The sequence below is a fragment of the Roseateles agri genome, assembly GCF_034043675.1.
Classification (GTDB): domain Bacteria; phylum Pseudomonadota; class Gammaproteobacteria; order Burkholderiales; family Burkholderiaceae_C; genus KK5.
The window spans coordinates 195,236-213,620 of sequence record NZ_JAXCLA010000011.1 but is presented as its reverse complement, the minus strand read 5'-3'; the positions used below and the strand labels follow the sequence as shown (position 1 = coordinate 213,620).

Genomic DNA, 18,385 nt, shown 5'->3' with positions numbered 1-18,385 from the left:
ACCGGCCTTCGGTCGTTCAGGACAAGCGGCCGCGGCGAAGCAGGATCAGCGTTGGGATACCGCCTTCAGGCGCTCGCGCGAGATAGCTGACCCGCGGAGGACGTCGAGAACGCCGTGATGTCGCTGTCCCAGCAAGAGGTTCATCGAGCCTAGGTCGACGCCGAGGTCGCTGCGCTGTCGCGAGCGCGCGATCTGTCCGAGCGCAGCTACAAGGCGGGCGCCACAACGCTGTCTGATTTGCTCACGGTGGACCGTCAGCTGCTGTCGGCCAAGGAAGAACTCGATGACGCGAAGGCCAGGGCCGCACGCGCGGCCGTCGCGTTGTTCAGGGCGCTCGGCGGCGGCTGGACACCGGAGGGGGCAGGCGAGCCTTCGGGGTTAGTTATGAACGGCTCGGGTGTGGCTAGGAACTGAGCGTCACGGACCTTGGATAGCGAGGCGCCCATGCTTCTGTCTATGCTCTCGGACACCGTCTAGAACTAGGAGCCTTCTGTCATGCCACCTGCCAGCAAACCGTGGAAGCCGTACAAAGTCGGAGCCCCTTCGACCAATACAGGGTGGAGTGTCGATTGCCAACCGTTTGACGAGGTGAGTCACGTCAGCCATATCGAGTCCGCGCTCAGGATCGTGGAGGACAGGAAGATCAAGCAAGGTCTTGTCTTCGATGAGTCGATCCTGAACACCGAACGGGTGCTGGTCAGTTGGCTCTCACCAAACTCCTGGGCCTACGGTTACCGGTACGGCAACGTTCGATTCACGTTTGACTTCGCGAGCCTGGTCAAGGGCAAGAAGTACTACTGGGTCGAAGTGATCACCAAGTACAAACCTCCGGCCTTGCGGATTCTGGTCACGACTGAGGATCACTCGGCTCGCCTGACTCCCTACGATCCTGAGAAGGGGGACGGACCCTGGTGGTACGACTCGAGCAATGACAAGCACTACTACAACGGCGCGTACACACTTGAGTTCATGTTCGAGCAGGATCTGCCGATCCGGGAGCTGAAGAAGGTGGATTTTGTTCAGCATCATTCCGACTACTGTTCCGTCCATCGGACGTCTCCAAACTCATGCTCCGAAATTGGCATGCACGGCTCCAAAGCAGGCGCGCGGTTCTTGGCCATGGCTGCGGGACGCGGGGTCAGCCTCCAAAGATTGCGGGACACCTTGGTCGAGGAGGACAACAAGCTCTCCGACCGTACGACGGACGCGCTGGGTTGGATCGCTCTGAAGCTGCGCAAGGTCGTCTTCACTCAGCAGGTCAAATCGAGCTCCGATACCGGGCATGCCGTCGCTCGGGCTGTACTCAATGCGCTCGCAGCAAACGAGATTGAGGACGCCCAGCTGCTTGCCTCCTTGTTTTGGTCCTACAACGCATTGGTCAGGGCGCTGGCGGCCGTGGTCGGTAAGAGCTTGGACTGGGACGATACCGGTGAGATTCGGTCGGCCATGGACTGAATCTGCTCGATTGCATGCTGGCAGCTTGGATTACTTCGGAATGCTCTTGGCGCTGCAAGCGCCGGCAAAACCCGTCGTCGCGGTGTCGATCGATGTCCCGTTCACTCGCCTGAAAGCCAATTGCCCTCGGCCTGGGGTCTTGTGAATGCCAGTCCATAGGCGTCAGGCGGCCACTGATCGAGCCGAACTGGGTGAGGAGCTATCTCAATCGCTGGTGCGAGTAGGCCTGCGAGTGAACGCGGCGATGGCCAGGATGAGCCCGTCGAGCGACCTTTCCTTTGCCGAGCAGCGCGCATGCGCCTTGTTGGCTGCGGTGCCAGGTCGTAGCCTCTCCGAGCTTGCAGAGGCGGCAAGGATCGGACTCCCTGCGGTGTCCCGGATGGTTGAGCGACTCGCGGCCGCGGGGCTTGTGCGTCGTGACCGTAGTCGCGCGGACCGGCGAGTGATCTGCCTGAACTTGGCGGGTCGCGGCGCTGAAGTCGCGCACCAGTTTGAAGCTGCGGTTGCGGAGTTCGAGGCGAAGGCATTCGCTGGCTTTAGCGTCGCGGAGGCGTCGCTCCTGCGAACCATGCTGCTGCGAATCGAAGCGAATGCCTCTACGCCACCCTGACTTAGTTCGTGATCAGGTTCGGCCGATGGAACCACCTGGAGGCACATTGACATGCATCGACCCACGTTCGAATATTCGGGTTGCGCAGTCTCGCAAATGTCCTTCAAAGGGGAGGTTCTATGGAGAAGAGACCCAAGATAGTAGTGCGAACAACGATATCCACGACGGCAAAGACAACGACCCGGCGCAGGATGTGCGGCGCCACCGAAGTGCACGCACGTCTGTGCGAGGAATATCCCGAGTTCCGTGTCAACCGCGGCAAGATCCATGCAGAGACGGAAGTGATGGTTCGCACCGGCCGCGCCTTCGCCCGCGTTAAAAAGGGGCCCGTGACGATCCCGGTCGTCGTACATGTGGTCTACCGCATTGCCGCCGAGAACATTTCGCAAGCACAGGTTCAGAGTCAGATCGCCGCGCTGAACAGGGACTACGCGGCCGCCAATGAGGACAAGGGCGACACCCCAGCTTGTTGGAGGGGCCTAGTCACTAACATCGGCGTGCAGTTCAAGCTCGCCAACAAGGACCCGGAGGGCAAGGTCACCGACGGCATCACTCGTACCAAGACCAAGGCGGCCTCATTCTCGAGCCATGATGAGGTTAAGTTCACAGCGAAGGGCGGTGCGGACGCATGGCCCACCGACCAGTACTTGAACCTTTGGGTCTGCAGTCTTGGCGAAGGCCTTTTGGGCTACGCGCAGTTCCCGGGCGGCCCCGCGGCGACCGACGGCGTGGTCATCTTGAACACGGCATTCGGCACCACAGGTACGGCGACCGCGCCGTACAACCTCGGCCGCACAGCCGTTCATGAGGTTGGTCACTGGCTCAACCTCAATCACATTTGGGGAGACACCAGCGACTGCAGCGGCACCGACCACGTCGACGACACGCCGGATCAACAGTTGCCAAATTACGGCAAGCCAGCGTTTCCGCACGTCACCTGCCAGAACGGGCCAAACGGCGACATGTTCATGAACTACATGGATTACGTCGACGACGACGCGATGGTGATGTTCACGGCCGGCCAGTCGGCACGCATGCATGCCACGCTGACGGGCCCTCGCAAGAAGATCGGCACATGATCGACAAGTCCGCGCTGATCGGGACCTGGCGCCACTCGCACGAAGAGGACACGCCAGGCGAAAGCGTTTATCGGCGGGCTAGCTACGCCTTCCCGCCGTCGCGCGGTCGGCACGGCTTCGAGTTGCGGGCGGATGGCACGGGCACGGACTCGGCCATCGCGCCTGCCGACGGGGCGGCGTCGTCGAAGGTGCGTTGGAGCCTGGCGGCAAACGGATCGTTGGTGCTCACCAACGCGGCGGGCATGGCCTTGAGCACGATGTCGGTGATGTCTGCCTCGCCTGATCAACTCATCGTTCGACGCTGAGCCTCGGCTCATCATCACCAGGTTTCCCCGGTTGCGGCCGCTGGATGTCGGGCGACAACTGATGAGCTGGCGAAAGCTACTCGCCCAGGTCCTCCGAGAACTTGGACAGGTACTTCATGCCGGTGTCGCACATCACCGTGCCGATACGAGCCGACAATGAGCGCACTTCGATAGGGGAGGTCCATCGTGATCAATCCTTACCTGTGTGATGAGCCTCGCACGGATCATTGGTTGCAGGCGCGCAGCGAAGGTCGCTCCGGGATTTGTCGTGACTCAAGCACTGCCAGTGAACGTGCGAACCTCGACGGCGGTCTCCGAGAGAAAGGGCTGCAGTTCGTTCTTCGTGATGCCTATTGGGAATCGTGAGATCTCAGTCATGGGAATCCGATACACATTGAGGGTGTTCTCAGGGCCCTCATTCGTGATGCCTATTTCTATGTCGAACACAGTGCCGAAGCGCCGCATGTCTACCGCTGGGCCGGGGGGGGTGGGTACAAGCCAGCGCTGATTCACGTCATTCAAGATCTGGGCTACATCGAAATCAACGGATGGTTGGTCGTCCCTAAGAATCCGGACGAGCGAGAGCTGAGGCTGCTTTGCGCCGAACGTTTCTTCCCGGTGGAACGAAGCCAATTGATCGAGACGCCACTTGAGCTGCGCCACCAGATAGGCGTTGAATGCCCACGAGCCGTCGAGGCATCGCGCAAGGATGGTGGCGACTGACGCAATGGCTGCGATCTGAGCGGGCTGAATGGGAACCTGCGAATCTCCGTACGCGCCTCGACCGAGACTCGGCGCAACAGCCACGCCCCCCGGGCCAGCACGGAAGCGATCGGTATGGATCAACGTATTTCGCAACGGATACAGCTCTCGATACAGCCGCGAGAAGCGCTGTGTGAGCCAGGGGTTCTGCTTCAGGAGCGCGGGCAACGTAACCGACGCCTCGAAGGTTTTGGCCTTGTCATTGAATTGCCACTGGTTGCTTTTGGGTGGACCAATGATCCACTCAACGATCATGTCGAGCACCTTGAAGGCGGTCACGACAATCAGTGGCCCGCCAGCGACACGGAAGCCACCGCTCCAATGCGACACGCCGTCGATGACATGGTGGTCCGGCCTGCCGGGGAGCGGAACTGGGGAATCGGAGCCGCGTGGATAGATCCAGACCCGCTCGTACTGGCCTTGAAGCGGCTCCTGGAGCAAACGGTAGACGTTCAATAGCAAATACGTCTCGTAGGCTACTGCTTCTCGCAGCTTAGCGGGGTCCAGGGGGCTCATCTAACGTCCGGGTGACATTCAGTCCGTCAAGGCTAACTGAATGCTGGAGTGCCAGTATTGAGAAGGGGCTTGCGGGTGTGAAGTTAAGACGTGCCGCGCAACCTGCCATCTCATCGCACCACGTGCGCGGAGCGCGCGGCATCCACGTCCGAGTGCCCCACCGATTGCTATCGACCTGGCTGATTGAACGCGGCAAGTCCGGCGCGTACGTACGGCCTGTCGACCACTTCATCGAACCAGCGTTTGAGGTTCGGAAGAGTGCCCCAGTCCAGGCTTCCGGCCGCGGAGAGGGTGATCGTGACGGCGGCAATGTCTGCCATGGGGAACACATCGCCTGCCATGTAGCGACTGCCGGCGACGAATCGCTCCGCGAATGCCAGCGCAGCCAGCATGCGGTCGTTGAGTGCGCTTGCGCCAACGGTATGGCAAGCAATCGCCAGAGGCTTGGCCTGTCGGCTGCTGATTTCGGCTTGCTTGTCGGCACGACCGGTCAGTCGATCTATGCATGGGAACAGGGGCGCGCGACGCCGCGGCCTAAGAATCTCGCGGCAATCGCCGCGCTCCGCGGTATGGGAAAGCGGGAAGTTGCAGCCAGGCTAGAGGAACTGAAGGCGTCCGAGTAGTCGCTCCCGGCGTAGCCGTCGTTTCCTAATCTGAACAGGGCGGGAGCCGTCGGCCATGGCGCTCACTCAAGTTTGGTTGTGAGGCGCCTGTCATAGCCGGTATCCCTCCTGCATAAACCAAGGCGATCGAAGCAGGCCTGCGTAGAGGGCGGCCTCCCACGTGTTGGGATACGGGAAACCAACTGCCTTTCGGCTGAGGTACCACTGCAGTTCGTCCGGCATCAGCTTTCTCAGGAACGCCTTGATATTTGCAAGGTGGCTTGCGGACTGGACCGCGTAGCGGCCGGCCAGCTCGAGCTCTGAGAAGTAGCGCTGAACGCGCCCGCTGAGGGCGGCGGGCCAATGCGCCGGAGTCTCCGCGCGGTACGACGTCGTGACCGGCTGGGTCTGGAGAACGTCGCAAAATAGCCAAGTGTCAGATTCGATGCGGGATTCCTCGAAATAAGGATGAGGCATGGCCGAGCCTGCCTCAATGGGGGCTGATCCTTTTCCCTTGTTGCAGTCTGCACACGCAGGGACTAGATTGATCGGCAGAACTGAGAACGCTGGGTATCTGGCCTTGGACGCGAAGTGATCTAACGTGGATACATGGCCAAAACCACAGAATGGGCATATCCCAAGCTCAGTCATTCGCAGTCGGTCATAGTGATTGCGCCCGTTTCCGTTGGTGCTAGACATTTGACCGTCGTAGAGTCCAACGAACTCGCTTTTGGTTAGATCCTGCAGGACGAGCTGATCACCGTCTCCCCAGGCAGCGGCCTGAAAGAGATGCAGTTCACTTGCTGCAGCGCGCACCGCATACAAGTCCGCTTCATCTTTTACCGCTTGGGTGGCCGCCGAAAACTTTGCCGACAAGGCTGCATTCGATAGCCCAGCGACGCAGTCTGCGTAAACGGTGGCACTGTCCATCGTAGGCATGGGCAGCCGTCTCATGACAGCGCCCCTTGCGACTTCTCGCGAAGCATGGACAGAAGTATTGCCTGCGCTTCGTCGCCTAGCTGTCCACCAAACGTGGCCGAAATGCTGTCTAGCGTGCCACCAGCGCTCACGGCTACATCCAGCATTTCGTGGAAACCAGATTTCGATACTTCCAAGCCGAAAACTTCTCGGGTCAGAACGCCCACGTTCTCGCCGAAAGTCTCCCGGGCAGGCCTATCGCTTCGAGCCTCCAGGCGACTTCTCGTCAACTTCCAGACGCAGGACTTCGGAACCTCTTGCAGCACAACCGGCGAGTGCGTGGCGACAATCGCTACGCCGTTGCGATTTGATAGAAGCTCGGAAAGTGCTCGGGTAAAGGCTGACAGCAGTGGTGGATGAAGGTGGCTCTCCGGTTCGTCGAGTAGCACGAGCGACTTTTCCTCGACCATCTCGACGAGCTTAGTCATGGTCAGGAGAACTATCGAATGACCTGAGCTCATTCGTCGCGCCATGGAAGCCGCCTCCGCGGATGCTTGAATGCTGTCCTCGATTTCAGCGAGTTTCGCCCATCCCATCTCCTTGAAATTCGTATCCGACTCAAGACGAGATACCGCTCTGAAAAATCTTGCCCTCTTCTCTGGTTGGCTCATGCAAAGGCCGAAACTCTCGACGAACTCATCGACAAGAGCCGAGTGAGTCTTTGGTGGGCTCGGTTCAAGCGACTCGCCCGCACGAATCGTCTTCATGCCGACGTAGTAGTACGCTGGGCCCTCAGTCCGGTCCTGCCGGTCCGTCGGAGGGATGAACGGATCGAACGCACTGAATGAAACAGAAATGACGCTGCTGAAGTAGTCCTTATCGAGCAGAAATGGGAGGGGGGTCTGTGTCGCAAATGCACTGGGCGGCGTCGTTGGTGGGCTGTGAGCTATCAGCGCACCAACCATATTGTTCAGGAGCGTTGTCTTGCCGACCCCATTTCTGCCAATGAGCACATGAATGTTTGTGGGCGGGTGGGACGCCGCGGTGACGTCAAACTGAAGGCGCACAGCCGCATGCCGGTCGTCAGCCTGTTGATTGAACGTGAACTTGAAATCTGACAGCTCTACCTCCCCTCGCAGGACGCGCTTGAATTGCCCCTGTATGACTGAGTTACTGACGCCGCGCATCAGTGAATTCTTGAAGACTGACTCAGCTTCAGCTCGGGCGTGCAGGCTCTCGTCATGAACGACATCTCGCAGCGAGGTCAGTAGTTCGATGCGCACTTGCTCAGGCAGCTTCTCTCGCAAGTTTTGGTAGTACTCGACATCTTGTCCGAGGGAGAACCAGCCGTCGGGAAGGTGGGTGAAGGACTCCGGTATCAGGTCTCGGGTCCATCCATGCGGTTGACCCATATAGCCAATCTTCACGGTTCCAAGTTCCAGTTTTTGCCCCCGTAGAAAGACCGTCATCGAGAAGGTTGTTTTGAACGAATAGTCGTCCCAGTCGCCTGGAGTTAGCTGAAATACGTCGGGTACGTTGACGTTTGCCCGCTCGCGTACCGCCAGTTTCTTGAAGGTCAGTGGCATATGAATGTTTCCAATTTCTGGGTCGGATCGGTACAGGGAAGGTCGTCTAGCGCGACACCGACGAAGGCGTCTGCCTGTTTCCCCCGACCCGCATGAAGATGATCGTTCGGGTGTCTGTCGGAGATAGGCGCCGCCGAATCACACCAAAGCACTCCGTGACATGGGGCGTGCCCGGGAGGCGCTCGGAAAGATCCAGGGTTGCGAGAACACCCAGCCGTACGTCCCCGACGCTGTATGCGCTCGCCTGCAGAGAGTGAGGACGGAAACCGAAGCATGACCAGGTCTGGGCGGTCGCCCGTTTCACCTCAATGATGAAACGGAATCCGTCAAACGGTAGGTAGATATCGGTCCGGCCTGCGGCGACGAACGGGACCTCCAAGAGCGGCGTGCCCATGGCGCTCTTCAGATAATTGAATAGGTCCATCTGAAGATCGGATTCGGGTGGGAGCTTCGCCCGGTCAGACACCTCGGCCAGGTACTTGAAGTGGTCCTTGATGATGCCCAGGTCCGCTCGCGACGTCAGAAACTTGCAGAGCCGTACCACGAGAAGATCGAACCAATTCTTGACCTTGCCGACGTAGTCCGGTGCTCCTGAGAGCTTGCTGCGGACGTCGTCCACCATGGTCTGTTCGGTACTGCTCAACGGTAGTCGAACCAGGGCGTATGAGTCTCTGAAGCTGACCACCTGTTCTTGGTCTGCCTCCGAAAGCCCGGTCGTCGTGAGCTGGAGGAAGTCGGGTGACCGTTGTACCGATTCCTCTAGTGTTTTCCCGGCGAGTCTCCCGGTGGCTTGAGCATCGCCTCCAACCGCGCTCTACCGTCTGCGGTCAAGCCTGACGCCGCGCTGCTGCGCAACCAGCTTCGCGCCAGGCCGACCTCCCTGGCTCGCTCGGAGAGCCGGCTCAGGGGCGGAACTCGAAACTCGCGCCGGCCCTTGATGATCACCTGCACGGAGCGGACCTTCTCAAAGACCTGGATGGCGCCAGCAAGGAGCGACAGCGGATCGGGGGCCGCAGAGCCATCCTGCGTGGCCAGCAGAGGGATCCATTCAAGCTCGGCCTCGGCCGGCGGTGCCAGCCAAACGGCGCCCGCGCGGGGTGGGCAGTAGTGGACGACGAACTGGATGTCATCCGCCAGCGATGCAACGTCTAGCGCGCCACCCGCTCCGGCGTTCAATGACTGCGCGAGAGCTCCGGCCACGGCACCGTACATTCGCGCCCGCGGAGCATCTTCGGCGTAGTGCGCACTCTGACTGAACCATGAGGCCGATTGAGCGAGATGAACGCTCATCGACACGAGGTCGTCGCTTCCGAACGCCGATGCCATCTCTACGAAGCCCAATTCTTGCCGGGCCTCCGCCGCGCAGGCCGCGCAACTGGTGAGTGCCTTCAGCGACTCGATCGCCTGGTCCCAGGCCAGTTGGTCATGGAGGATCGACGTCAGCCGGCACAGCTTGGCCTTCACCCATTCGTCGTCGACGCTGAGGAGGCGCAGAACGCCCGCACCGGCAAAGGTCGTCCACTGCGGCGATCGAAGGGCAAGCCTGGTGAGTCCAGCCACGGCTTCCACCCTGATGTGCAGCGGGGAGTCTTCATCCCCCGTGCGAGCATCAAGTGCTCTCGCGAAGGGCGCGAAGTCGTCAAGATCCGATTCGGCCAGGGCATCGACAGCATGAATGAACGCATCGCGGTGGACGTTGCGCTTCAGACCCCCGCATATCGCTTTGACAGCAGCGGCTTGGTCATCCAGGTCAGACCATTGCACCAGTAGAAGTTCCACGAAGTCGCCGAGCAGTGCCGATGCACCGAGGGTCTCGGCACTCGCAATCAGCTCCGACTCGGGATAGTCGTTGGCCTGGAGGTCGCGGCCGAGCGAAAGCGCATCCATCATGCGCTGCTGCACGGACTGTGGGGTGTGCGCCATGGCGTAGCAGTGCTAGCTCACCAGAGAGTCTGATTCGCGCGCGCCAGAAGACAGTGGTCTTCCTGGAAGTGCTTCAGCGCGCGCTGAGTCCCACGGAACGCCGCAAACAGCTGCAGGTTCACCGTGCGGGGGAGGTCCGCGAGCGATTCCAGCAGTTCTTCGACGTTAGGATCGGCCATTTCCTCCTTGGCCGGCGAATCGATGATGAGGAAGCCAGGGTGTCGACCGACGCCGAACTGCTGCGCGGCCTGCAGCAGCGCAATCACGGTCGCGATCCGAACGCGCAGGCGCTCGCCCGCGGATAGACGCGTGAACGTTGACAGGCTGCCGCCCTTGTGGATCTCGACGCCGGCGTTGCGCTTCAGGACGACCCTCTCAACATCTCGCATGCCAAGCCGCTGCACCATTTCGCAGATCAGCTCCCCGCTGCGCTCGAGAACGGCTTCAGCTTCCGACTCCACTTGATCCTTTGCGACGTCAGTGGCAGCTTCCAGAACGGCCAGGTCAGACTCCTCGCCCGTGTCGGTCTGGACCATCTTTGACACGGCCTCCAGCATGCCCTCAAGCTTTGCCGCCTCGAGGCGCAATTTCTGCTCCTCTTGGGCCGTACCGCCGGCGGCGAGCCGCGAAACATCGCGAGCCGCCCCTTCGAGATCCTTGCGCGCCTGTTCAAACTCGTTCTTCACCTCGCCTGCATTGGTCGCGACGGCGCGAAGCAGCTTTTCCAGCTTGCTGACCTCCTTGGAGAGGCCTTCTTTCAAGGCACCGCAGTTGATCTCCTCGGTCTGTTCTACGTGCGTCAGGCAAACAGAGCAGTCGCCGGCGGTCCGCTCCCTGTCGATCCGGCTCTTGTCGAAGGCGCGGGTGCAGCGAGGACAGCAAGTGGGCGAGAGGCGGCCGAAGAAGCGAGACGCCGCCATTTCCTCTTCGATCTCAAGCAACGAGCGCTTCTTGTTGTTGAGCTCCTCGTTGCCGGCCAGCACCTCCGCATCCAATACGGTGGACGTGGCCTTCAGCTGAGAGACCTTCTCCGCCAGCTCGTCATACCGCCGCTGTGCAGCATCGAGCTGGGCGAGAGCTGTCTGTTGGGCTGAACCATCGGCGATTTGCCGTGCAATCTCCTCTAGGCGATCCTGCAACTGCTGGACCGACCGGTCCCCGAGCTGCCCCAGCCTTCGCTTTCTCGACTGGACCAGGGACTCGGTGACGCGCTTTGCGGCCCGCGCTTGGAACAGGGTCGTCGCCCAAGGGATGCCCAGAAATACTTGAAGCAGGCGTTGCGCGAGGTCAGTGCCGGTGTGCTCGCCAATGATGGCGCTGCTTTCGCTGTCGAAGAGGAACGCACCGGTGTATGCGGCCCACCCGTCGGCGTACATCACAACCTTCTCAAGCGAGGCGACTTCGCGGGACGTGGCAATGGGATCTAGCGCGAGGGCATCCAGCATGACGCTGTTCATTTGCGACTTGAACAGCTCTGCCGTAAAGAAACCGAGCGAGTGGATCACCGCTCCGTCCTTGTTGATCAATTCGATCACGCCATGGGGCACGCCATCTTCGACGTCGAACGCCACGCGGACATGTCGATCTCCAGCTTGGAATTCGGCGACGACGTTCTTGATCCAACCCTGAACCGTGGCCGTCAACGACTTCGGCTCGCCGCGCACCGCCCAGAGCATGGTCTGCAGGATGCTCGACTTGCCAACGAGGTTGTCGTCACTGGCAATGACGTTCACTCCCTCCTGCTGGGGCGACCAATCGAATTTGAAGGGCACGGTTTCGTGATGGACGTGCTTTTCACCCGAAAACTGGAGCCGCTTGAGGCGGAGCTGGCGCGACACGGGTGGTGTCGGTGCGTCGACGATGTGATGCCGGGCGAGTACCGCACGAACATCATCGAGCGATCGTCCAGTCCTCTGCGCGATCTTCTGAGCGTAAGTCGACGTCACGGCTGCATTCCCTTTTTGAGTTCTTCGAGGCGCTTGAGCACCCTCTGCTTGATGGGGCCAATGGCCTGGTTCCACCGGGCACCCTGATACTCAGCCTGCGCGTACTGTCGCGCTTTCAGTTCATCGCCTGATCCCGTGCCAGCGACCCTGGCCACCAAGGCTGCTCTGTCGCGATACCAGGCGAGATGAGAGGAGTAGTCCGCAAGTTCCGCAGCGCAGGTCCGACCAGACTCCAACAAGAAGAAGTCGGTCCGGCTGAGTTTGCCGTCCGGCTTGATATTGCGCTTGATGGTCGCCAGGCCCAGGGAGATCAGTTGCGACATGGAGTCATCGATCTGCTCCCATGCACCGAACAGGAAGCGCATCATCTGCATCCTGCGGATGTCTGGCTCATCCCCTTGCATCACCTTGAAGGCTTCGTCCAGGAAGCCCTCCTCGGGATACTTCTCGTGCAACTGCACCAGTTCGGCTGCCAGATAGTCCGGGCTCCTCACCCAAAAATCGAGTGCCTGAAGTCGCTTTTCTGCCTTGATAACCGAAACGGCACCAGCCGGCGCTACCGTTCCTGGCGCGGTTCCGGCCTGATCCAGTATGAATAGGATTCGTACCGCATCACGCTTGCGTGCGGTGTGATCGAGCGCGTGCCCCACATCTTTCCCCTCATTGCCTGGCATCTTGGGGCCAAGCTATTTGGCCGGATGATAGGTGAGCCAGCACTTGTCCGCGAGAGAGCGAGTATTGCGTTCGTGGTGTCGTAGCTGAGCCGCATCGCTTAGGAGATCATCGGCGAGAAGCAGCGGATGATTGCCAAGATGCGCCTGGTGCTTGGCCACCTGAGACATCCGGAGGAAGAGGCGCCATGCGTCCCGGACGCTGCATCAAGCCTGCGGTGACAGGTGGAAAAACGACACAGCGCCGACCAAGTCGCTCGCCTGTTGGCTGAGGCTTGCAGCTGCGGATGCGTTCTCCTCAACCAAGCGCTGCAGAAGTCCGCTCGAAATGCGCCGCTCATATTCGGATCTACCCTGGCTCGCCAAGTTGTGGTGCTTTTCACCAGGTGTCCTGGGCTAGGCGGCTTCCCATGGGCCAAGTCGGCATTTTCCTGGGTGTGTTCCAGACATTGCCGGTGCAATACTCGCGCGCGCTGTCCGTGACCGAGAAGCCCAGGGCGTGCAACGGTGATTTGCCCTCTAGTTATCGGAGCGAGGCGGCTAATAAAAGCCGAGGTTGCTCATCGGAGACGACCTCATCGCGAGAGGGCGGGAGCATGTTGAACGAGAGCGAAGCCGACAGCGAAGAGGATCAGCGAAAAAACCCGGATATCGGTATTTCCGTTGGCCGAATCCGAGATCATTTGGACTATGTGAAGTCCATGCCAGTCCGTCTCCAATCGGACGCTGGGGTGGCTCTGGGGCGGTCGCCGACTTGTTACCTCGAGTTGGATCCATTTGGCAGCGGCGTCGCACGCTCAATAGGCCCCTTGACCCGTTGGCTGGTCGCTGCCGACATGCTGACGGAGTCTTGCCCCAAACCGATAACGCCACTGCACAGGCAGCTCAATATGAGCGGCGACCGGGGCATGATGAAGAGGCGCTTGCGAAGAATGTTCGGAGTTCGCAAGACCGATGACATTCTGGTGCAGGCCTATTGGTATAGATCGGAGTATGCCCCGGGGAAATCCCAGGCCGATACCGATGCGGCCCTGGTCGCAACTGCGCTCATCGAGCGGCTCAATGAGCGGGTGGCCAGTACCCGGGGGCGCAAGATCACGTCGAACGACTTTCAGAATGTCCAAGTTCCCGTTGACGCGGCCGAGCCGAGAGTCGGAGCTGAGCCGATCTCGTGGTTCAGAAAATGGTTGGCATGGGGGGTCGGATTGCCTCGACGTCAGGCGAGCCAGGATGACTTGGTGGCGAGGGCAAGTTGTGCGCAAGGCGAACTCGGCGCAGGGTGGGCGCAGCTCCATACCCGCCTGGTTGTCAGCCAAGCGCCGCAAAAGACTGGTGATACTGCGTCGGCGGCGGTGCCAATGCTCAGCGGGCACCTCACCAACGTTTGGTCACGTGATGACAGCGCGCTGCGGGACTTTGTGGCGATTGCCTACCGGCAGCTACACGAGGCCGATGCAACGGTGCCGACTATTCGGTTGTCATTGGCCCGGGGTGCGACCAAGCTGTCCATTCTGAAAAAGCTCTATCAAGTGTTCAATCTAGATAGCGCTTCCTTGGAGGCGATCGATGCGGGCTTTCGCAGCATCGATCTGGCCGCAGATCTTGACCCGGTGCGGAAGGCTCTGACGGTCAATGCAGTGACGCTGCTCTTTGACGGCTGGGATGTCGCGTCCGGCCCATTCGAATGCCTGAACGACTTCCTCTCGAACACGAATTGGGCGGAATTCCTGCGTGTGCTCGCGCAACCTCACCTCGAGACGCTTCTGGCGTCAAGTGATCCGCCCGCGGCGACGTATCAGATCCTCGTGGCAACTTCACAGCCGATCGCTGGGCTGGCGCCCTGGATAGATTCCGTGGAACTTGCTGAGGTTTGGGTCGCCAAGCCAATTGGGGATGCAGGCCTTCCAGCCTCCGAACAGTCGACGGTCCGTCAAGAAGGCGACCTCAGTGAAGCGGAGCTGCTGCTCGCGCGATTGGTGTCGCTGAGCAAAGATGGCATGCGGCGCAGTACGTTGCGGCGGTGTCACGAGGACTGGCTGCTCTTGTTCGGAGGCAACCGCTCTCAATCGTTTGATGCGGCATTGAAGTCTGTCGCGACAAAGTTCGGGCCCCGGCTCAGGTGGTTTGCAGACGACGAACATCCCGTCCAGAGACTATCGATGCGTGAGTTGGATCTCAATCGATCGCCCACGGTCTCCCTTCATGTTGATGATGCAAGCTCCAAGGACAACGAAGTGCTGGCGTTCTGCAACGCCAGGGCACAGCTTGCCTATGTTGAGTCATGGATTGACGGGGCGATGAGCTCGTCGAATCCCTCCGCGCAGTCTGCGGTGGGACGATTGGCCACCATGAGTTGGGGCCACCTGCACTATCTGATCTGCACGGAGGCCTTGCGGCAATGTACGTGGCACCTCCGGAACCACATGGGAGAGGACGGCTCTGGCGCCCACCAGTTTCTGCGTTTGGCTGCAACTGCACTGGTGCATGGTGTCGCGTCGCTCGACCTCCGCGCTGACGCGTTCGTAGACTTCTCAGCGGCAAATGATCTGTTCGGCCCGCCGTTGCCGGCCGACCGGGGCAAACGCCATCGCTATTTGGTGTCACACATCTATCGCTATCTGATCGAAAACGAGAACTGGCGGCTGGGCCGGTCGCTAGGACGATCTGACCTCCGATTGGATTTGCTGACGCTGATCGTCAACCCGAGTTCGGCGCCAGCGCTTTTCCGATGGTTGGCGCCAGGTGATTCGACGGCGTTCCTTCCCAGCTATCCCGTTACCGCCCGGGGTGCGGGCGATGAGCGGCCCGTGGCGCCAGAACTGGTACAGAACAAGGAGCTGTGGGCTGAACTTGTTGAAGCTATTGGACGGGCCGGGGCTGACTTGGACGGAGAACTGGGGGCGCGCGCCATCGAATGGGCGTTGAGTCGGCTTCCTCACGAGGGCGCGCCCGCTTCTGTGATTGCGGCGTTGCCGCGCCCAGGACGGGGCGGTAGCTACGAACGGTTGCTCACGTCCGCAACGAAGCTCCGCATCGATTGGCTGCAATCGCGCGACACGGTTGAAAGCTTGACGGAGGCCGAGCGCCTTTGCCTCCGCGGCCTGGGGAAGATCGGCGTTGATACGGTGCGCCTGTCTGAGCTCCTATTCGGGACGACGTCCGATGCCATCGCCAAGCTCTACGAGAACCGTACCGGGGTGCGCAGGGCAATTCTTGAGGCGCTGCTGGCCGCTCAACGGTTTATCGAGGAGAACACTGCCGAAGTCGGGTCCAGAGAAGAGGTGGTCGACTTCATGTTTCGGTGGGGCGAGATTCTGGCGACCCGTGCTGATGAACTGAACGAGTCACCGTCAGAGGGCGCAGAGACCGGCGCTGCTTCTTCAAAGAGGCAAGAGGTCGCCTTGTCGTTTGCCAAGTCGCTGGCCGTCTACTGGACTGCCGATCGTGTGCGCTCGGGCATCGTTGTCTTAGACGGGCAGGGCGTGAGGTGGCCTCGAGCCAGTCCGCGCCCGATGCGTTATTTCGTACGTGTGCTGCTGAAGTTGGCGCGCCTTTTCTCAAAGGAGCGGCCGCTGCATGGCCAGCCGATGTACCGGCTGACTACCGATCTTCTCGAATTTGCCGGAAGCAGGATCGAGGTTTATACGCGGCACAACTACCAATTCGTCCGGGAGAGGGACTCGATGTTGACACTGGAGGCGATCAGGTTGCGCGCCTGGACACGTGTCCTCCTTGAGCGGTCAGCGGCTGAATTGAGCCATGCCAGGTCGGCTGAAGAGCGGGCGCAGGAAGCCTTAGACGCTAGGCCCGGAAGCCTGGATCTGACGCGTGATCTTGGCGTCGCGCGCAAAGCGGCAGAGCACGCCCGGAAGAAATTCAGAACTGAGTTCAACCACTGTCGCCACCTGCTGGAGCGCTGCTGGGACCTCTTGGCCCAGGCAGAACGTCGACTCATTAGTCTTGGCTTCCGCCCAGGGCACCTACGTCGAGTCCTGCTTGAGCGTATCAAGTCCGCAGCCGCGCTCTTGAAGCTGTCGGCGACCCAGCAGGACCTGCTCAAGACCATGGCCGTGAGCGAAATTGAAGAGCTGCAGCGCCAAGTCGAGAGGCATCGGCAATTGGCCGTTCACGACCTCGAGATGCTGACGGCCATCAGCCGTGATCGTCCGTTCTACGAGCACCTGGTGGACCGTCAGCGAGTCAAATTGAAGCGCGCATTGGACGCCCTCAATCACGCTGTTTAGTACAAACCCTGATCTCCCGCTCCTCGGGACTGGCCCCCGACATGGGCCCCCCTGCGGGGCCAGCAGGGTATGGAGGACGTCGAGGCGGCAGACATGTGCGCTCCGGCCGATTCGAAATCGTCGCGCGCTCCCGAGATCTTTTTTTGCCCGAACGGAAAGATTTTTCTATAGGTCCACCACGCCTAGGCTTCGCTCATGCGCCTCGGAGACACGACTTTTCCGAGAGAGCAGCTAGCAATCGAGCCCCTCGCTGCTACGACGCATTTGGGCCAAAACCTAAGGAGACAAACCGTGGACACTGTGTTCGACCGCAAGGAGAAGTCTGACGACGCGACCGGCAACGACGCCCTCGGGATCCCGAGGAAGTGCAAGCCGAAGCGCATTGCCGTCATGGGGGCCGGTCCGAAGGCGATGGCCATCGCGGCCAAAGCGCACGTGCTGCGCCAATTGGGTATCGCCGATATCGAAGTGGTGGTGATCGACGCGGTCGATATCGCCGCTAACTGGGATGGGGAGCACGGGCACACCGATGGCGACCATCGCCTGGGTACGCCCGCAGAGAAGGATATCGGTTATCCGTACCGGAGCGTGTTCGGCCCGAAGGTGGATAGCGAGACCTTCAGGTTCACGTTCGGGGCCTACCTGGTCTCGAAGGGGCGGTACGGGCCTTATGTGGATCGGGGCAAGCCCCATCCCCATCACGCGCGCTGGGCTGCCTACCTGCGGTGGGTAGCCAAGCAAATCGGGCTGGTGGTGGTGCGGGGGCGCATCACCGAGATCGAGGTGCTCGACCAGGGGCAGGGCGTTCTGCTGACTTGCCAGCACGTTGACGGGAGCGTTCAGAAGCACCGCTTCGATGGCGTGGTCATCACCGGCCCCGGGGCGCCCAACAAAATCGGCGCGCACGACTGGAACGAGGCGATCCTAAGTGGCGCCCAGTACTGGCAGCGCAAGGCCGTTTTCGCTGAGATGGGGCAGAAGGCCAAGCGCGTGGCGCTGATCGGCGGCGGTGAAACGGCAGCAAGCGTGGCCATCGACCTGGTCACCAATTCGCCCGGCCTGTCGGTGGATATCGTCACGCGCCATGCCACTCTCTATACGCGGGGTGAGAGCTACTCTGAGAATGCCATCTACTCGGACCCCACGCTGTGGCTCCAGATGGAGGAAATCGACCGAGAAGACTTCATCCGGCGCACGGATCGCGGCGTGTTCTCCGTCGAGGCGCAGAAGGTGATCGATCAGGTGGACACGATCCGGGTGATCACCGGGAACGTGCAGAGCGTGGCGGAAGTGGGGAAGAACGTCCGTGTCAATGTCCGCCGTGGCGAGCAGACCAAGGAATACTCATACGACAAGGTGATCATTGCCACGGGGTCCGACGCGCTGTCTTGGACCGAACTGCTGCCGGCCCACCAGCGGCACCGCCATGTGACCAATGCCAAGGGCGAGCGCGTCGACCTGACTCGCGATATCCGTGGCAAGGTCGACTGGAACCTGCGTGTCCCGGTGCCTTTCGACGGCGAATCGGTCGCCCCGGTGCACGTGCCGATGCTGGCCGGCACTGCCCAGGGCCCCGGCTTCCCGAACCTGAGCTGCCTGGGCGTCCTATCCGATCGCATCCTGAGCGCGTACGTCCCGGAGGAACTGGCGACCGAGCTGGACGGCGTCAGCCAACAGAAGAGCCGTGTCGACTGAGTTTCCGGGAGAAGCCGCCAGCAAAAAAGGGGCGCGGAAGCGCCCCCTTTTTATTCGGCCACTGTTTCTGAAG

The 18,385-nt window shown here is 60.7% G+C and carries 15 protein-coding genes; 7 read left to right on the top strand and 8 right to left on the bottom strand.

Going from position 1 to position 18,385, the window contains the following annotated elements:
* The first annotated feature begins 495 nt into the window (after window positions 1-495).
* The 4 genes from SNE35_RS29725 to SNE35_RS29710 all read left to right on the top strand — a co-directional run bounded on the left by SNE35_RS29725 (window position 496) and on the right by SNE35_RS29710 (window position 3,449).
* Complete coding sequence (locus SNE35_RS29725) at window positions 496-1,455, top strand: hypothetical protein (protein ID WP_320426683.1); 960 nt, start codon at window positions 496-498, stop codon at window positions 1,453-1,455.
* Window positions 1,456-1,708: 253 nt separating this feature from the next.
* Window positions 1,709-2,065 (top strand): MarR family winged helix-turn-helix transcriptional regulator, encoded by a 357-nt coding sequence (locus tag SNE35_RS29720; RefSeq protein WP_320426682.1) that lies wholly within the window; start codon window positions 1,709-1,711, stop codon window positions 2,063-2,065.
* 119 nt (window positions 2,066-2,184) lie between these two features.
* Window positions 2,185-3,144, top strand: a complete 960-nt coding sequence (locus SNE35_RS29715; protein WP_320426681.1) for a zinc metalloprotease — start codon at window positions 2,185-2,187, stop codon at window positions 3,142-3,144.
* Complete coding sequence (locus SNE35_RS29710) at window positions 3,141-3,449, top strand: hypothetical protein (protein WP_320426680.1); 309 nt, start codon at window positions 3,141-3,143, stop codon at window positions 3,447-3,449. Before SNE35_RS29715 ends, SNE35_RS29710 begins: the two co-directional genes overlap by 4 nt.
* A gap of 273 nt (window positions 3,450-3,722) precedes the next feature.
* On the opposite strand, the gene SNE35_RS29705 is transcribed toward SNE35_RS29710, so the two are convergent.
* On the bottom strand, window positions 3,723-4,727 hold the full coding sequence (locus SNE35_RS29705) for a hypothetical protein (RefSeq protein ID WP_320426679.1): 1,005 nt from the start codon (window positions 4,725-4,727) through the stop codon (window positions 3,723-3,725).
* 167 nt (window positions 4,728-4,894) lie between these two features.
* Entirely contained in the window at window positions 4,895-5,119 is a 225-nt protein-coding gene (locus SNE35_RS29700) for a glutathione binding-like protein (RefSeq protein WP_320426678.1), read from the bottom strand.
* 30 nt (window positions 5,120-5,149) lie between these two features.
* On the opposite strand from SNE35_RS29700, the gene SNE35_RS29695 reads away from it, so the two are divergent.
* Window positions 5,150-5,350, top strand: a complete 201-nt coding sequence (locus SNE35_RS29695) for a helix-turn-helix domain-containing protein (RefSeq protein WP_320426677.1) — start codon at window positions 5,150-5,152, stop codon at window positions 5,348-5,350.
* 90 nt (window positions 5,351-5,440) lie between these two features.
* Here SNE35_RS29695 and SNE35_RS29690 read toward each other — a convergent pair whose 3' ends face one another.
* From SNE35_RS29690 to SNE35_RS29665, 6 genes are all read right to left on the bottom strand, one after another.
* Window positions 5,441-6,259 carry a hypothetical protein gene (locus SNE35_RS29690; protein ID WP_320426676.1) on the bottom strand — a complete coding sequence of 273 codons (819 nt, stop codon included), beginning with the start codon at window positions 6,257-6,259 and terminating at the stop codon, window positions 5,441-5,443.
* A 20-nt stretch (window positions 6,260-6,279) separates the two neighbouring features.
* The gene (locus tag SNE35_RS29685) at window positions 6,280-7,833 is read right to left on the bottom strand and encodes an AAA family ATPase (protein ID WP_320426675.1); all 1,554 of its coding nucleotides are present in this window, start codon (window positions 7,831-7,833) and stop codon (window positions 6,280-6,282) included.
* A 46-nt stretch (window positions 7,834-7,879) separates the two neighbouring features.
* A complete protein-coding gene (locus SNE35_RS29680; protein ID WP_320426674.1) occupies window positions 7,880-8,455 on the bottom strand; it encodes a hypothetical protein in 576 nt (191 codons plus the stop codon).
* 137 nt (window positions 8,456-8,592) lie between these two features.
* Window positions 8,593-9,756, bottom strand: coding sequence for a hypothetical protein (locus SNE35_RS29675; protein ID WP_320426673.1), 1,164 nt, complete (start codon window positions 9,754-9,756; stop codon window positions 8,593-8,595).
* Between the two features lie 17 nt (window positions 9,757-9,773).
* Window positions 9,774-11,702: a hypothetical protein gene (locus SNE35_RS29670; RefSeq protein WP_320426672.1), complete on the bottom strand. Its 1,929-nt coding sequence runs from the start codon at window positions 11,700-11,702 to the stop codon at window positions 9,774-9,776.
* Entirely contained in the window at window positions 11,699-12,352 is a 654-nt protein-coding gene (locus SNE35_RS29665; protein ID WP_320426671.1) for a hypothetical protein, read from the bottom strand. Before SNE35_RS29665 ends, SNE35_RS29670 begins: the two co-directional genes overlap by 4 nt.
* 617 nt (window positions 12,353-12,969) lie before the next feature.
* Here SNE35_RS29665 and SNE35_RS29660 point away from each other — a divergent pair.
* A complete protein-coding gene (locus SNE35_RS29660; RefSeq protein ID WP_320426670.1) occupies window positions 12,970-16,617 on the top strand; it encodes a hypothetical protein in 3,648 nt (1,215 codons plus the stop codon).
* A 291-nt stretch (window positions 16,618-16,908) separates the two neighbouring features.
* Window positions 16,909-18,312 carry a SidA/IucD/PvdA family monooxygenase gene (locus tag SNE35_RS29655; RefSeq protein WP_320426669.1) on the top strand — a complete coding sequence of 468 codons (1,404 nt, stop codon included), beginning with the start codon at window positions 16,909-16,911 and terminating at the stop codon, window positions 18,310-18,312.
* The last annotated feature ends 73 nt before the right edge of the window (window positions 18,313-18,385 follow it).